The sequence below is a fragment of the Pseudomonas sp. FBCC-B1667 genome (assembly GCF_059133255.1).
Genome location: NZ_CP101437.1, coordinates 6,213,749 through 6,228,972 on the forward strand (window position 1 = coordinate 6,213,749; position 15,224 = coordinate 6,228,972).

Sequence of the window (15,224 nt, forward strand, 5' to 3'; positions counted from 1 at the left end):
GGGATGGCAAGGGCACTTTTCCCACAGGTGCAATGCAACCCTCTATGCTTGTGGGGAACTCGCCACCGCGATCAATGGCCCAAGGCTCAATCACTTTCATCAGGACGTTAACGACATGCAGGTAGAAGGTTTTTTCGAATGGCTCGGCCAGGCGCTCGGTTCGGTCATCCGCTTTATCGTTGACGCCCTCAGTGGCCTGTTCAACCTGTTGAGCCACGCTGGCAGCAACTTTGTCGATGGGTTGTCCCGGACACTGGGGATGGACACTTCGATTATCAACATCATTGCGTTGATCCTGGGGCTGATGCTGTTGTGGTCGGCGATTCGGGCGTTCATGAATGCGTCGGTCATCATGGGGATTATCTGGTTGCTGCTGGGGCTGTGGTTGCTGAGCTGGATTATCCACTGACACCCAAAAACCCCTGCAGGAGCGAGCCTGCTCGCTCCCACACTCGCTATGCGCGCGCCTACCGCTACAATGCCGGCTTCGCCAAGGAGCCTGCATGTCCAACCTGATTGCCGACTGGCGTGACCGCCCGACCCATCGCCGGGTCTGGGCGCTGGCCGCGCCGATGATTCTGTCGAACATTTCCGTACCGCTGGTGGCGCTGGTCGACAGTACGGTCATCGGCCACCTGCCCCACGCCCATCAGTTGGGCGCCGTTGCGGTCGGGGCCAGTTTGTATACCTTCCTGGCGTGGGCCATGGGCTTTTTGCGCATGGGCTCTACCGGGTTCGCGGCGCAGGCTGCCGGACGCGGGGATGGCGCGGCGTTGCGACAGATTTTGCTGCAAGGCCTGTTACTGGCCATGGGCCTGGCGATTGTCCTGGGCGCCATGGGTGTTCCCTTGAGCGGCGTCGCGCTGCACTTCATGCAACCGTCGGCGGGGCTGGATCAACTGACCCGCGAGTTCTTCCACACCCGGCTGTTCGGACTGCCAGCGGCGCTGGCCAGTTATGCACTGGTCGGCTGGTTCCTCGGCACCCAGAACGCTCGGGCGCCGCTGGCGATTCTGCTGAGCACCAACCTGGTAAACATCGCGCTGAACCTGTGGTTCGTTCTCGGGCTGGAATGGGGCGTGGTCGGCGCAGCCCGCGCCTCGGTGATTGCCGAATGGACCGGCGCACTGCTTGGCCTGCTGATGACACGCAAGGCCTTGCGTGCCTACCCCGGTCACATCGTCTGGGCCGCGTTGGCGCTGTGGCAAAGTTGGCGGCCATTGCTGGCGGTCAATCGCGACATATTCATTCGTAGCCTGGCGCTGCAATCGGTGTTTTTCCTGATCACCGTGCAGGGCGCGCGACTCGGTGATGCCACCGTCGCCGCCAACGCGCTGCTACTTAACGGCTTGTTGCTGACGGCCCACGCACTGGACGGTTTGGCGCATGCCGTGGAAGCCCTCTGCGGGCACGCCATTGGCGCCCGTGATCGAGAAGCGTTGCGGCGCTCACTGGTGGTCGCCTGTGGCTGGTCATTGCTGGCGAGCCTGGGCTTTGCCGTGCTGTTTGCGTTCGCCGGGCATCTGTTTATCGAGATGCAGACCAACATCCAAAGCGTGCGCGACACCGCGTTCATTTACTTGCCTTACCTCGCCGCTCTGCCGCTGATTGCGGTGTGGAGTTACCTGCTCGACGGGCTGTTCATCGGTGCCACTCGCGCCCGGGAAATGCGCAACGGCATGCTCCTGACCGTGGTCCTGCTGCTGCCCTTCGCCTGGCTGCTGCAAGGCTTGGGCAACCATGGACTGTGGATCACCTTTCTGCTGTTCATGGTGTTGCGCAGCCTCAGCCTCGGCGCGTTCGCGTGGTACTTGCGCAAGAACGACGGCTGGTTCACAGGATGATGGGGTCAGGGTCCTCGCTGGGTTGATCGCTCTGCCACAGAATGCGCAGGCTATCGAGACGCGCCTGCTGGGTGGCGCCCGACAACGGCAGCTCAGGCTTTGTGCCGGGGTGCTGCAAACGTAGCCACAACCAGCCATCGAGCACCGGCCGCTCGCTGAAGCCCAGCGCCAGCCCTTCCCTCAGATGGGACCATAGACGGGTGTAGTCGCGACCGGTGGATTGGCTCCAACGACAGGCATGCTGCTCCAGCATGCAGGATTGCAACGCGTCCCGCTGACGCGCACTGAGGTCTTCCTCGATGCCGAGCGGTTTGACGGCAAGCCCCGGATTGAACAACTGCTGCCAGCCCTGACAACCAATGGCTCGATCAGCCCAGGTTCCACCGAACCAGCGTATCTGGCTGATCGGGCCAAGCCAGCGGCTCAGTTCCCGGGCATCGCACGCGTCGAAAAAGTAGCTGGCGGTGTGGGGATTGTAGTAACTCAGTAAGGCACGGTGATGCAGGCCAACGGTGACGGTGAGCATGCGGCGCAAATGTTCGAGCAACTGCGACGGCGGCGCCTCACTGACCAGCCACAACCCGCTCCAGAGATGGGGTTCACGATGGCACCGTTCGACCAGCTCAGGGCATTCCTTGAGGTCAACCAACACCGGCCCGTCCTTCCTCAACGGCTGCCATTCGGTGTCGTCAAACAGCCAGAACTGCCGAAGATGAGCAAGTTGCTGACGCAGTGCCCTACCGGCCCGAGGCTCGCCCGGTGTATCGAGCAACAGCCATTGCGAGTTTGCTTCGGGAGCCGGGGCGGCAATCATGCGGCACCACTCTGGCCGAGCCGCATCGCGGCCCGGCAAGTGCAAAGGGTCTGTGCACAATGAGTGAAACTGCCCCCGCCGGGCAATAGACAGAGCAACAGCAACGGCTCGCTGGATTGCAACAGGTGCAACATTCCATCAACCGACCCATTGTCATTTGACACCGTGTCAGGCTGAAGCCCGGCCGAGCCTGGCGCCTGGGTGACAGGTGGCGCAGAAAGAAATCCGGTGATCACCGGTTGATCGGGATCGCCTTCGATAAAGCTCACCAACACCTCAACACCGTCTCTCAATGGCATGGCGTGCAGGTCGCCCAGTTCCGGTGCCATCGACAGCCAGCAGTGGCTGGGGGCCGCGCCTTCGCCCTGATAGAGCCAATCAAATTGCACGGCGACGGGCCTGGCGACATCGGGTTGAGGCTCATCGACCTCGACCACCCAGGCCCGTTGCAGGCTGTGCATCCTGGGAGCCATGGCCGACCGCGTCGTCACATAAGGCAACGCTGCACCGTCCTGAACCTGCCCGTCACCAATGACCAGACAATGCCCCTGTCTGCGGTGCTCGAAGTGGTAATTCAGACGTTCCTGCGCGCACAGCCGCTGGAAAAACTGCAAGTCCGATTCCTGGTACTGCGTGCAGAAATCCCGAGGCGGGTAATCGCCGGTCAATTCGAAACGCCGATCCTTGCCGGCGATGCCATGCTCCTTGAGCACCTGGGTGAGGATGTCCGGCACCGAACGGTGGCTGAAAATGCGCTGGCTGAACCGTTGAGCCAGGCAGGCCAGTTTCGGCCTCAGGCGCACACGACAGCGCCTGGGTGTGACGCCCTGTCCGGTCAGGACCAGTTCATGCAACTGTCCGTGAAAACCGTTTCCCGGTGGACCTGCATGCAAATAGGCCGGCCGGTACAACAGGCTTGCCAGGTCCGGCGCCGGATCATCGACCAGCAGCTCCATATTGAACTCAAAAGGTTCGCTGATCGCTTCACTGCCGGTAATGGCCAAGACCACAAAGGGATCAGGCAGACCCTCTACATCCAGACGAAATGACGGCTCGTTGGCTGGATCGAACATCGGCGATTCTCTACAAGAGGGGCGGCTGGGGATTCTCTCCGAGAGAGTTGGCCGAGTAGAGTGCCGAAATACAACTTAGGAAATGACCTACGCGAAAAGAAGACCACATCGCAGGAATAGACGTGGATGTGGGTCATTTCGCGGGGAAACCAGGACGCGTCCCACCACGTCATCTGAAATTTCCGCAGCGTGCGGAACATTTTCAGACAACCTGATGGGAGCGGAGCCTTACCTTACGAAGACAGGTAAGACGAACGGGTCAGGCCCAGGCGCAGAGCGTCGAGGAACTGGGTGCGCTCGGCTGCGGTGATGCGGGCACTGGCGCACTTGTCGCGGTAGTGGGTCATCAACTCTTCCGGCGACAAGTGCACGTAACGCAGCATGTCTTCGATAGTGTCGTGGGTTTCGATACCGGCGTGGTACACGCTGCCATCGGCGTTCTGGTAAATGTTCACCGAATCGGTGTCACCGAACAGGTTGTGCATGTCGCCGAGGATTTCCTGGTAAGCGCCGACCAGGAAGATTCCCAGCAGGTAGTCTTCACCTTCGTTAAGCGCGTGCACCGGCAGGCTGGTTTCGATGCTCTGCTCGTCGACGTATTGCTTGATCTTGCCGTCGGAGTCGCAGGTCAGGTCTTGCAGCACGGCGCGGCGCAGCGGCTCTTCGTCGAGACGGTGCAGCGGCAGGATCGGCAGGACCTGGCCAATGGCCCAGGTGTCCGGAAGGCTCTGGAACACCGAGAAGTTGCAGATGTATTTGTCGGCCAGTTTATCGTTGAGTTCGTCGAGCACCTGACGGTGCGAACGTTGACGGGCTTTCAACGAGTTGTGCAGGCGACGGCACACGGCGAAGTAGCACTGCTCGGCCAGGGCTTTTTGCGCCAGGGTCAGCTTGCCATCGGCGTACTGGGTGGCCACGTCGCTCATGTAGTGCGTCGCGCGCCAGTACGTTTCGGTGACCATTTCGATGTCGGTCGGGCCCAGCAGGTCAACCAGCCACTGCACGGTTTCCGGCAATTCTTCCTTGTTGTCGATCTGCGGCACGTCGTCGTTGTGTTTCTCGACGTCGGTGACCTGTACCACCAGCATGGCGTGGTGAGCAGTCAGGGAGCGGCCGCTTTCGGAGAAGATGTTCGGGTGCGGCAGGTTCTGCGCGTCGCAGAACTCCTTGAGCATTCCGACCACGACACCGGCGTAATCGTCCATGTCGTAGTTGATCGAACTGGCGTTACGCGAATGCGTGCCGTCGTAGTCCACGCCCAGACCGCCGCCCACGTCGATGTGGTCTACCGGCAGGCCGAGGTTGCGCAGTTCACCGTAGTAACGAATCGCTTCCTTGAAACCGTGCTGGTAGTCCGCCAGGTTGGCGATCTGTGAGCCCATGTGGAAGTGCAGCAGGCGAATGCCCTGGTCCAGGCCAGCCGCGCGGAAACGCTCAACCACCGACAGCAACTGCGCAGCCGACAGACCGAACTTGGATTTCTCGCCGCCGGTGTCCGCCCATTTGGACGAGGCCAGGGACGACAGACGTACGCGCAGACCGACCTGAGGCTTGACCTTCAGCGACGCCGCTTCTTCGATCACCAGACCGACTTCGGATTCTTTCTCGATCACGATAAAGACGTTGTGGCCCAGCTTCTGGCCCATCAGCGCCAGACGAATGAACTCGCGGTCCTTGTAACCGTTGCAAACGATGGTGCCGCCCTTCGGCGCCAGCGCCAGCACGGCGAGCAACTCTGGCTTGGAGCCAGCTTCCAGGCCGATGGACACGTCCTGTGTGGCGATGATGTTTTCGATCACCGCTTCTTGCTGGTTCACCTTGATCGGGTACAACGCGGTGTACTTGCTCTGGTATTCCAGACGCTCGATGTTGGCATCGAAGGCGCCAGTCAGCTGACGCACGCGGTCTTGCAGGATATCCGGGAAACGCACCAGCAATGGCAAGGACAAACCGCTTTTGCGCAGTTGGTCGACTTGCTCGAACAGATCAATAGGCGAACTGGTCGGACCGTTCGGACGAACTTCGACGCGACCGGCGTCATTGATCGCGAAATACCCGGCCCCCCAATGGCGAATCCCGTAAACACTGCGGCTGTCCGCAACTGTCCATTGGCTGCCATCGTCTTTGCGTGTGCGTCGTACGGACATTGAAGTCCCCTATAAAGAAGTCATAGAGCGTCGCCTGGGTTCAGGCCGGCGCAGTCTAAAGAATGAAAATGACGATTAGCCTGCATGCAAGGGCGATAGACCGCACATTCAGGTTTGAGTTTAGAAACCGGTCAGAACAGGCTCTGTGAAAACCATGTAGACGACGCCAGACCCGTTGTCAGGACTGGATCAAGCCGAGGGTGGTTTTCACAGAGGCTGCTAGCCGCCGGACTTCTTCGCTTTGAAACCGAGTTTGATCAGCTCGCCCAAGAGTAGCTCGACATGATCACCCTGGATTTCAATGATCCCGTCTTTCAATGCTCCGCCTGTGCCACAACGTTTCTTTAACGTGGTGGCCAGTTCCTTGAGCGCGTCTTCGGCCAACGGCACGCCGGTGATGGTGGTCACCGTCTTGCCGCCACGCCCCTTGCTTTCACGACGCACGCGAGCGATGCCGTCGCCGGCCGGGATAACGGTCTGTTTGCAGATACAGGCGTCCACCGGCTTACTGCAATCCGGGCAATGACGACCTGCGTCGGTGGAAAATACCAGGCCACCAAGGGCGGCGAAGGATGCGGCTTTTTTGGCCACCGGCAATCCTCTTGGGAGGACAAAGACTGGTCGCGGCAACCTGGGCAGGTGCCATCGACCGCGAAGCCCCACTCAGGCAGGGGCAGCGCTACTGAACCAGACCTGCTGGTTCAGCTTGAAAAGGTCGCGCAGTGTAACGGCAAAAAGCCGACTTGCTAAGAGCCAATCGGCGCCAATTTATAGCTCTTTTGCGACGCCATCCCGCTGCGCGCGCAGATAGCGCTTCAACGCCGCCAGAGAGTCCGGGCAATAAGGCTTTTGCTGGATTTCCAGCATGACCTGATCGATGGGCATGAAGCGCGCTTCAAGCACCTCTTCGGGCTGCAGAATCAGTGGCCCGTCCCACACCGCCGAAAACGCCGAACACCAGAGCCGGTTGCCGGTGTCTTCAAAGAAGAAGTGATCGTGGGCGGTCAGTTCCACACCGCTCACGCCCAGCTCTTCCTCCAGCTCACGGGCGGCTGACTCGGCGTAGGTTTCGCTGGCCAGCACCATGCCCCCCGCCGCCACGTCCCAGTACCCTGGATAAATGGCTTTGCTCAGGGTCCGGCGATGCACACAGAGCTCACCGGCCGAATTGAACAGCATGATGTAGGTGCCGCGCCCGATCAGCCCGCGCTCGCGCAAATCGGAACGGACCAGGGCGCCAAGCAGGTTGTCCTGCTCGTCGACCCAGGCGATCTGTTCGGCATCCGAGGCCGCGCGATGGGCGGCCTCTTTGGCGTTATCAACCATGACTCAGCCTTGATTGAGCAATTGACGCAGATCGATCACTGCGGCGTTGGCCCGGGAGATGTAGTTGGCCATGACCAGCGAATGGTTGGCCAGCACACCGAAGCCGCTGCCGTTAAGGATCATCGGGCTCCAGACCGGCTCTTGCGAAGCTTCCAGCTCACGAATGATCTGGCGCACGCTGACCGTGGCGTTTTTCTTGGCCAATACGTCGGCGAAGTCGACCTCAATGGCACGCAACAAATGCGAGAGCGCCCAAGCCTGACCACGGGCTTCGTAGAACACGTTGTCGATCTGCATCCACGGCGTCTCGACGATTTCTTCGTCCACCTGTGGCACTTGCCCTGGCGCCAGGACTTCGGTTTTCAGCGAGGTATTGAGTTTGACCCGACCGACGCTGGCCGACAGGCGTTGCGACAACGAACCCAGGCGGGTACCCACGTCACCGAGCCAGTTGTTCAGGTTGTCGGCACGGGCATAGAACAGCGCGCTTTTCTGGTTCGGGTCGGACAAACGCGCCTGATAACGGCTCAGGGAATTGATGCCTTCCTGATACTCGGACTCACTGGAAGGCAGCACCCAGCTCTTGTTGTCAAAGTTGAAACGCGGCTCGGCCTTGGCCAGGTCGGCGTCTTCGGCCGATTGCGACTGCGAGCGGGCGAAATCTTTACGCAGTGCGCGGCTCAGGTCGCGAACCTGGACCAGCACGCCATATTCCCAGCTCGGCATGTTGTCCATCCACAGGCCCGGCGGGAAACGGTCGTTGGAAATGTAGCCACCCGGTTTGGTCAGCAAGGTACCGGCGACGGTCTTGAGGGTTTCCACCGTGGTGTAGCCGACGACCATCTGCTTGCCTTCTTTCTCGGCAGCGATCTGGGCATTTTGCTGGACCGGGAACAACGCGGGCTCCTCGCTCCAATACCAACCCAGGGCAATCGCCACCAGCAGGTAAAGGCCGATCAAGGTGGCCAGCGCCCGGCTGAACAGCAGGCCGCCGATATAACTGCGGGTGGCCGACTTCGGTTCAGCGGCACGTTCGGGCGCGCTGCCCGCGCGGTTCTTCCAGTCCAGCATGGCGATATCCTTTCAATCACTTGAGTTCATCGGTTCGACCACAACCCTACGCCATCGTGCCTCGTTTTGCCGTGTATTAATCGGCATGCTGCCGTGAATAAGGATTGCATCGTCGAGGCGCCACTATAAAGGAAGCACACACCTTGAGCCTATCCGACCAAGCGGTCATAAACTGAATGAGGCCGCATTACAGATAATTGCCGTACGACACTCATGCAATTGAAAAGAGGTGCTAGCATAGAGCCACCAGTCGACCTCAGCATTTACCCTAACTAGTAGTCAGGATATGACCGAGTCAGAAGACCCCAGCCGTGAGCGCCTCAAGCACCACTTTGCCCAGCGGGTAATTCATCAGGCACGTCAAATTCTTGAGATCTGGCAGCGCCTGCAACGCAGTGAGTGGTCCGCCACCGACTTATCGGAACTGAGCGAGGCCAACCTGCGCCTGCTGCGGTTTGCCGAGCGCTTCGAACAACCGGAACATACGCAACTGGCGCGTCACATCGGCCAGTCGCTTGAGGCTGTCGACGCCAATCGCGGACGCCTGAGCAGCGGGCTGATCACCGACCTCAATCGCTTGATGCAGCGCCTGTCGCGCACCGGCCTGCGCCATGGCGATCAGTACGAACAAACCTTCCTGCCGCCGTTGCGCAAGCCGATCTACGTGATGCTGCAGGATCACGACCGCGCCGAGCGCCTGGCCAAGCAACTGGAATTCTTCGGGCTCAGCGCTCAATCCTTTGACAGCGTTGCCGCCTTCCGCTGCGCGATGGTCGAGCGCTTGCCGGCGGCGATCGTCATGGACGTGGACTTCAGTGGCGCCGGTATCGGCCTGAAACTGGCCGCCGAAGCCCAGGAAGGGCTCGATCATCGCCTGCCGCTGTTGTTCTTCAGCCTGCACGAAACCGACACCCCGACCCGCCTCGCCGCCGTGCGCGCCGGCGGCCAGGAGTTCCTCACCGGCACCCTGGAGGCTTCGAGCCTGCTGGAGAAAATCGAAGTCCTGACCTGCGTCGCCCAGTACGAACCTTATAAAGTGCTGATCATCGACGACTCCCGCGCCCAGGCCCTGCACACCGAACGCCTGCTCAATAGCGCCGGGATCGTCACGCGCACGCTGATCGATCCGATCCAGGCCATGGCCGAACTGTCTGACTTTCAGCCAGACCTGATCATTCTCGACATGTACATGCCGACCTGCACCGGTACGGAACTGGCCAAGGTGATCCGCCACAACGACCGTTACGTCAGTGTCCCGATCATTTACTTGTCGGCCGAAGACGATCTGGACAAGCAGCTCGACGCCATGAGCGAAGGCGGCGACGACTTCCTGACCAAGCCGATCAAGCCGCGCCACCTGATCACCACCGTGCGCAACCGCGCGGCACGGGCACGCAACCTGAAAGCCCGAATGGTCCGCGACAGCCTGACCGGTTTGTACAACCACACGCACATTTTGCAATTGCTCGAAGACTGCAGCTTCCGCTCCCGCCGCGAGGGCAAGCCGCTGAGCTTTGCGATGCTCGACATCGACCACTTCAAGCGCGTCAACGACAGCCACGGCCACCCCATGGGCGACCGGGTGATCAAGAGCCTGGCGCTGTTCTTGAAGCAACGCCTGCGCAAGACCGACTTCATCGGCCGCTATGGCGGTGAAGAGTTTGCGATCGTGATGCCGGACACCGATCTCGCCTCGGCTTACACCGTGCTGGATGAAATTCGTCAGCGCTTTGCCGAAATTCACTACCCGGCCCAGCCACAGGACCTGTGGTGCACGTTCAGTGCCGGCGTGGTGGAGTTGTGCGAGCACTCCGACAGCCTGATGATGGCCAGTCAGGCAGACGAGGCGCTGTACCGCGCCAAGGACGCCGGGCGCAATCGTGTCCAGGCGGCGCGAACACCAAAGCAAAGTGCCACTATTTCATCGGAATTCACCGATTCGGTCATAACCCTGTAACACAAACGCAATAAATTCAGGCGCTTACCATTCTGCCGTTGGTAGATCCGCTATGCGCCTGAAGTTGCTGACCAATCTCAATACCCTCCTTTTAGTCGCCGTGTGCGTGGCCCTTGGCGCCACACTGTGGTGGTCGCAAAAGGCCCTGGAGCGTCCCTATCTGTTGATGGAGCGTTACCTGGGCCTGTCCCAGCAGTTTCAGAATGAAGTCGCGCGCAATATCGAGGATTACCTCGCCAGTGGCGATGCCTTGCGCCTGAGCAGTGCCAGCCAGGCCATCGATGCCCTGCAAAAGGCTTTGGGCGAGTTGCCCCCGGCGCTGGCCGACACCTTGCGCCCGAGCCTGTCGACCCTGGATGAATTCAGCAAAACCGATCTGCTGGCCGCCGGCAAACTGGCGGGCGACCCACAGGCGCTGCTGCTGCAAGCCGAGCGCGAACTCGGTGCCAGCCTCGACCAGCTCAGCCAGTACGCCAGCGCTGACGCGACCTACCTGGCGCCGCTGCTCGCCGCGTCTCAACATCTGGGAAAACTGACGCTGGCCCGGGACAAACTGGTCAGCAGCGGCCGCAGCGAATTGGCCGCCGACGTCGAGCGCGAAGTGGCCAACATCCGTAGTCAGGCAGAGCTGTTGAGCGGCTTGCCACTGCTCGGCGTCGCCGCCAAGACCGAATCCGGCACCGATGATTTCGCCTCGATGATGGGGCTGGAGAACAACGAGAAAGCCACGGCTGAAGACGCCGGTATTGGCCTCAAGCGTGAACTCAACAGCCTGCTTGCGCGCTACCCCGCCGAGCTGTCGCGCACCCGTGATCAGATCCAGAAACGTACCGACCTCAGTGCTGCTACGCACCTGAAAATCGCCGCTGTGCAGCAAGCGATTGCCGGACTCGAACCAGTGGTCCGCGCCCAGCACGGGCAGATCCAGAGCGAAGTGCGCTTGATGCAAGGCGTGATGATTGGGCTGATCCTGCTGATCGCCTTGCTCATCGATACCTTGCAACGACGCCTGGCCCGAACCCTGACCAACCTGGCGCCAGCCCTGTCCACTTGGGCCGAGGGCGACTTCAGCCACAACATAGAGCTGGGCAACACCAATCGCGAACTGCATGACATACAAGCGTCGCTCAATCGCTTGCGCGCCTATCTGGTGGATCTGGTCGGGACCATTCGTCTCAACGCCGAGCAGGTCGCCGGCAGCAGCCGAACCCTGGCCGATTTGAGCAACGACCTGCACAGCGGTGCCGAACATCAAGCGGGCGACACGGCGCTGATCCGCGATTCCCTCGGCGAACTGGAGGCGACCATTCAACAAGTCGCCGGCGATGCCAGCCAGGCAGCGGACGCCAGTCGCCATGCCGGCCTGGCCGTTGAGCACGGTCAGAAAGTCATCGGTCTCAGCCTGACCGGCCTGCATGCGCTGGTGGGTGAAGTGCAGGGCAACGCGCAGATGATCGAGCACCTGGCAGAAGAGTCGGCGACCATCGGGGGCGTGCTGACGGTGATCCGCTCGATTGCCGACCAGACCAACCTGCTGGCCCTGAACGCCGCCATCGAAGCGGCCCGTGCCGGCGAAATGGGTCGAGGGTTTGCGGTGGTGGCGGAAGAGGTTCGCTCACTGGCGCAACGCACCGCAGGCGCGACGGCAGAAATCCAGACGCTGATTGCCGGCCTGCAAACCGCGGCGCGTCAATCGGTAGAAGGCATGCGCGCGCAGGTCGAACACGCCGAAGCCACGGCCAATCAGGCGCAGGCGGCGGATGGCGCACTGGATAAAATCGTCGGCGCGATCCAGACCATTGCCGACACGGCCGTGCGCATCGCTGATGTCACCGCCCAGCAGAGTGGCGCGGTCAGCGAGATTCGTGACCACAGTGAGCGCATTCACCAATTGGGTGGGGATAACTTGCTGCGCATTGGTGAAGGGCGTGAACAAGGGGAGAACCTGTTGGTGCTGGGTGGACGCCTGCGTACAGCGGTTCAAGCCTTCCGCGTCTGACAGACCGCCATCGCGGGCAAGCCCGCTCCCACAAGGGCACGCATTCCCCTGTGGGAGCGAGCTTGCTCGCGATGGCGTCAGCAACGCCACCACAAAACTCCCGCCCTGCACACCCGCCCGCCGTCCGCTATCATGCCCCCAATTCCGATACGCGAGATTGTCATGCGCCGTTTGCTCTGCCTGCTGCTTTTAGTGCTCGCCCTGCCGGTGACCGCCGCCGGGTTGCTGGACACCCGGCCCAGCTCCACCCTGGGCTCGATCAACAACAGCGCCGACTTCCTGCCGGTGCGCGAAGCTTTTCAACTGAGCCTGGTAGACAGCACACCGCAATCGATCAAGCTGCGCTTCGTCGCCACCGAGGGGTATTACCTCTATCGCCATCGTTTCCAGTTTCGGGCTGACCCGGCCGAGGTAACGCTGGGCGCCGCCCAATTGCCCAAGGGCGAGCAGAAACACGACGAGTATTTCGGCGATGTCGAGGTGTATCACGGCATTCTCGACGTGGTCATACCGCGCTCTGATCCACGCGCCTTCACGCTGGCTGTGACCTATCAGGGCTGCGCCGACAAAGGCCTGTGCTATCCGCCGGAAACCGAACGCCTGAGCATTGATGGCATCGGCGCTCCGGCCCCGGCGCAAAACCTGGGCTGGCGCGAACTCGCACTGTTTTTTCTCGCCGGTCTAGGCCTGACCTTCACGCCTTGCGTGCTGCCGATGCTGCCCATCCTGTCCGGCGTGGTGTTGCGTGGTCAGGTCGGCGGTCTGCGCGGCTTCAACCTGTCCCTGGCCTACGTGTTGCCAATGGCCGCCTGCTTTGCCCTGCTCGGCGCACTGATGGGGATGTTCGGCGCACAGCTCAATCTTCAGGCACGCCTGCAATCGGCGTGGGTGTTGGTGCCGTTCGCGACGTTTTTTGCGGTGTTTGCCCTGGCCATGTTCGGTGTATTCGAACTCAAGCTGCCGCACGCCATCAGCAGTCGCCTGGATCGCATTGCCGGGCGCACGGAAGGCGGTTCGCTGTGGGGCGCTGCAGTGCTGGGCGTGGTCTCCAGCCTGTTGGTTTCGCCCTGCGTTTCGGCGCCGCTGGCCGGCGCGTTGCTGTACATCAGCGCCAGTGGCGATGCATTGGGCGGCGGTTTGAAGCTGTTCATGCTCGGCCTCGGCATGGGTGCGCCGCTGTTATTGGTCGCCACCGGTGGCGCGGCCTGGCTGCCGAAAAGCGGGCCATGGCTGGTCTACGTGAAGAACGCGATTGGTGTGTTGTTGCTGGGATTGGCGATCGGCCTGCTCAGCCGCGTACTGCCGGGCCAGATCACCTTGCTGCTGATCGGTTTGTTGGCCGGTGGCGTCGGCTTGTTCATGGGCGCGCTGGAGTTCGTCTACAAACCCCCTCGAAAACGCCTCGGCCAGTTGCTCGGGATGTTCCTGCTGTTTTACGCATTGGCCTGCTGGTTCGGGGCATTCAGCGGTCAGACCGACCCGCTCAATCCGATTGGCCAATCGCGTGCGATTGCAGGTAACGCCTCTGCGCAAAACACCGGTGCCTGGCAAACCATCAACACGCCCGCAGAGCTGGATCGCGTGCTCGCCGACGCCCAATCCTCCGCCACCCCGCTGCTGCTCGACTGGTACGCCGACTGGTGCATCAGCTGCAAAGTCATCGAACACGAAGTGCTCAACGACGCCAGCGTGATGGCACGCCTGCAAGGCTATCGACTGGTTCGTTTCGATATCACCGCGAGCAATGCCGAACAACGCGCCCTGCTCGACCGCTACAAACTGTTCGGCCCTCCGGCCCTGATGTTTTTCGGCAAGGACGGCGTTGAACGTGCCGAGATGCGAGTGATCGGCGAGATCAACGCCAAGGACTTCGCCGAACGTGTTGCGAAGGCAAATGACCGGATTTAATAAGCCGGTCACATATTTCGCGCAAACATCGGCTATCGTGCTGGCTATTGCATAGAACTGGACAGTCACAAAGGCTTTGCGGCATAGTCGCCGGGTTCTGACACTTGCACACAGATAACAAGGAACAGCAGATGGCGACCCTATTGGTGCTGCACGGCCCCAACCTGAACTTGCTCGGCACCCGTGAACCGGGTACCTATGGCGCTACGACACTGGCGCAGATCAACCAGGACCTGGAACGCCGCGCCCGTGAAGCCGGCCATCATCTGCTGCACCTGCAAAGCAACGCCGAGTACGAATTGATCGACCGCATCCACGCCGCTCGTGGCGAGGGCGTGGACTTCATTCTGATCAATCCAGCAGCTTTTACACACACAAGCGTCGCATTACGTGACGCGCTGCTGGCGGTGAGCATCCCATTCATCGAAGTGCATTTGTCTAACGTGCACAAACGCGAACCTTTCCGCCATCACTCTTACTTCTCCGACGTAGCGGTGGGAGTGATCTGCGGCCTTGGCGCCAGCGGTTACCGACTGGCCTTGGAGGCTGCACTAGAGCAGCTTGAACAACAAGCTATACGCCCCTGACCGACCCTTGGGAGTTGATGATTCATGGATATCCGTAAAGTTAAGAAACTGATCGAATTGCTGGAAGAGTCCGGCATCGACGAGCTCGAGATCAAGGAAGGCGAAGAGTCCGTTCGCATCAGCCGTCACAGCAAGACGCCGGCTCAGCAATACTACGCACCTGCTCCAATGCAGCACGCTCCGGCACCTGCGCCAGTTGCCGCCGCTCCTGCTGCCGCCGCTGCACCTGCTGCACCGTCCGCACCCGTCCTGAACGGTACCGTTGCCCGTTCGCCGATGGTCGGCACCTTCTATCGCAAATCTTCGCCATCCTCGCCTTCGTTCGTTGAAGTTGGCCAGACCGTGAAGAAAGGCGACACCCTGTGCATCGTCGAAGCCATGAAGATGATGAACCACATCGAAGCTGAAACCAGCGGTGTGATCGAATCCATCCTCGTCGAAGACGGCCAGCCGGTTGAGTACGACCAACCGCTGTTCACCATCGTTTGAACCGCGGAG

At 60.9% G+C, this 15,224-nt stretch carries 13 protein-coding genes; 7 read left to right on the top strand and 6 right to left on the bottom strand.

What is annotated here, in order from left to right:
* Positions 1–115 precede the first annotated feature (115 nt).
* Positions 116–409: a hypothetical protein gene (locus NL116_RS28795; protein WP_027921886.1), complete on the top strand. Its 294-nt coding sequence runs from the start codon at positions 116–118 to the stop codon at positions 407–409.
* A 94-nt stretch (positions 410–503) separates the two neighbouring features.
* Complete coding sequence (locus NL116_RS28800; protein ID WP_494375023.1) at positions 504–1,844, top strand: MATE family efflux transporter; 1,341 nt, start codon at positions 504–506, stop codon at positions 1,842–1,844.
* Here NL116_RS28800 and NL116_RS28805 read toward each other — a convergent pair.
* From NL116_RS28805 to NL116_RS28830, 6 genes are all read right to left on the bottom strand, one after another.
* Complete coding sequence (locus NL116_RS28805; RefSeq protein WP_494375024.1) at positions 1,834–2,658, bottom strand: DUF4123 domain-containing protein; 825 nt, start codon at positions 2,656–2,658, stop codon at positions 1,834–1,836. The genes NL116_RS28800 and NL116_RS28805 overlap by 11 nt on opposite strands.
* Entirely contained in the window at positions 2,655–3,731 is a 1,077-nt protein-coding gene (locus NL116_RS28810) for a contractile injection system protein, VgrG/Pvc8 family (RefSeq protein ID WP_494375025.1), read from the bottom strand. The genes NL116_RS28805 and NL116_RS28810 overlap by 4 nt, the downstream gene beginning before the upstream one ends.
* A gap of 233 nt (positions 3,732–3,964) precedes the next feature.
* Complete coding sequence (gene speA / locus NL116_RS28815) at positions 3,965–5,878, bottom strand: arginine decarboxylase (RefSeq protein WP_027921890.1); 1,914 nt, start codon at positions 5,876–5,878, stop codon at positions 3,965–3,967.
* Positions 5,879–6,097: 219 nt separating this feature from the next.
* Positions 6,098–6,469 carry a translation initiation factor Sui1 gene (locus NL116_RS28820; RefSeq protein WP_027921891.1) on the bottom strand — a complete coding sequence of 124 codons (372 nt, stop codon included), beginning with the start codon at positions 6,467–6,469 and terminating at the stop codon, positions 6,098–6,100.
* Positions 6,470–6,646: 177 nt separating this feature from the next.
* Positions 6,647–7,204, bottom strand: coding sequence for an NUDIX hydrolase (locus NL116_RS28825; protein WP_494375026.1), 558 nt, complete (start codon positions 7,202–7,204; stop codon positions 6,647–6,649).
* A gap of 3 nt (positions 7,205–7,207) precedes the next feature.
* Positions 7,208–8,275 (bottom strand): DUF2333 family protein, encoded by a 1,068-nt coding sequence (locus NL116_RS28830; RefSeq protein WP_123435973.1) that lies wholly within the window; start codon positions 8,273–8,275, stop codon positions 7,208–7,210.
* Positions 8,276–8,561: 286 nt separating this feature from the next.
* Here NL116_RS28830 and NL116_RS28835 point away from each other — a divergent pair, with 286 nt between their 5' ends.
* The 5 genes from NL116_RS28835 to accB all read left to right on the top strand — a co-directional run bounded on the left by NL116_RS28835 (position 8,562) and on the right by accB (position 15,215).
* Positions 8,562–10,232, top strand: coding sequence for a diguanylate cyclase (locus NL116_RS28835; RefSeq protein ID WP_494375027.1), 1,671 nt, complete (start codon positions 8,562–8,564; stop codon positions 10,230–10,232).
* Positions 10,233–11,187: 955 nt separating this feature from the next.
* Entirely contained in the window at positions 11,188–12,231 is a 1,044-nt protein-coding gene (locus tag NL116_RS28840) for a methyl-accepting chemotaxis protein (protein WP_494378150.1), read from the top strand.
* 162 nt (positions 12,232–12,393) lie between these two features.
* On the top strand, positions 12,394–14,139 hold the full coding sequence (locus NL116_RS28845) for a protein-disulfide reductase DsbD (RefSeq protein WP_494375028.1): 1,746 nt from the start codon (positions 12,394–12,396) through the stop codon (positions 14,137–14,139).
* Between the two features lie 131 nt (positions 14,140–14,270).
* Complete coding sequence (gene aroQ, locus NL116_RS28850; protein WP_007947649.1) at positions 14,271–14,726, top strand: type II 3-dehydroquinate dehydratase; 456 nt, start codon at positions 14,271–14,273, stop codon at positions 14,724–14,726.
* 24 nt (positions 14,727–14,750) lie between these two features.
* Positions 14,751–15,215, top strand: coding sequence for an acetyl-CoA carboxylase biotin carboxyl carrier protein (gene accB / locus NL116_RS28855; RefSeq protein ID WP_027921898.1), 465 nt, complete (start codon positions 14,751–14,753; stop codon positions 15,213–15,215).
* The last annotated feature ends 9 nt before the right edge of the window (positions 15,216–15,224 follow it).

Excerpts from the sequence above, each read along its gene's own strand:
- NL116_RS28795 (WP_027921886.1), top strand. The coding sequence starts at position 116 with ATGCAGGTAGAAGGTTTTTTCGAATGGCTCGGCCAGGCGCTCGGTTCG.
- NL116_RS28800 (WP_494375023.1), top strand. The coding sequence starts at position 504 with ATGTCCAACCTGATTGCCGACTGGCGTGACCGCCCGACCCATCGCCGG.
- NL116_RS28805 (WP_494375024.1), bottom strand. The coding sequence starts at position 2,658 with ATGATTGCCGCCCCGGCTCCCGAAGCAAACTCGCAATGGCTGTTGCTC.
- NL116_RS28810 (WP_494375025.1), bottom strand. The coding sequence starts at position 3,731 with ATGTTCGATCCAGCCAACGAGCCGTCATTTCGTCTGGATGTAGAGGGT.
- speA (WP_027921890.1), bottom strand. The coding sequence starts at position 5,878 with ATGTCCGTACGACGCACACGCAAAGACGATGGCAGCCAATGGACAGTT.
- NL116_RS28825 (WP_494375026.1), bottom strand. The coding sequence starts at position 7,204 with ATGGTTGATAACGCCAAAGAGGCCGCCCATCGCGCGGCCTCGGATGCC.
- NL116_RS28830 (WP_123435973.1), bottom strand. The coding sequence starts at position 8,275 with ATGCTGGACTGGAAGAACCGCGCGGGCAGCGCGCCCGAACGTGCCGCT.
- NL116_RS28835 (WP_494375027.1), top strand. The coding sequence starts at position 8,562 with ATGACCGAGTCAGAAGACCCCAGCCGTGAGCGCCTCAAGCACCACTTT.
- NL116_RS28840 (WP_494378150.1), top strand. The coding sequence starts at position 11,188 with ATGATTGGGCTGATCCTGCTGATCGCCTTGCTCATCGATACCTTGCAA.
- NL116_RS28845 (WP_494375028.1), top strand. The coding sequence starts at position 12,394 with ATGCGCCGTTTGCTCTGCCTGCTGCTTTTAGTGCTCGCCCTGCCGGTG.
- aroQ (WP_007947649.1), top strand. The coding sequence starts at position 14,271 with ATGGCGACCCTATTGGTGCTGCACGGCCCCAACCTGAACTTGCTCGGC.
- accB (WP_027921898.1), top strand. The coding sequence starts at position 14,751 with ATGGATATCCGTAAAGTTAAGAAACTGATCGAATTGCTGGAAGAGTCC.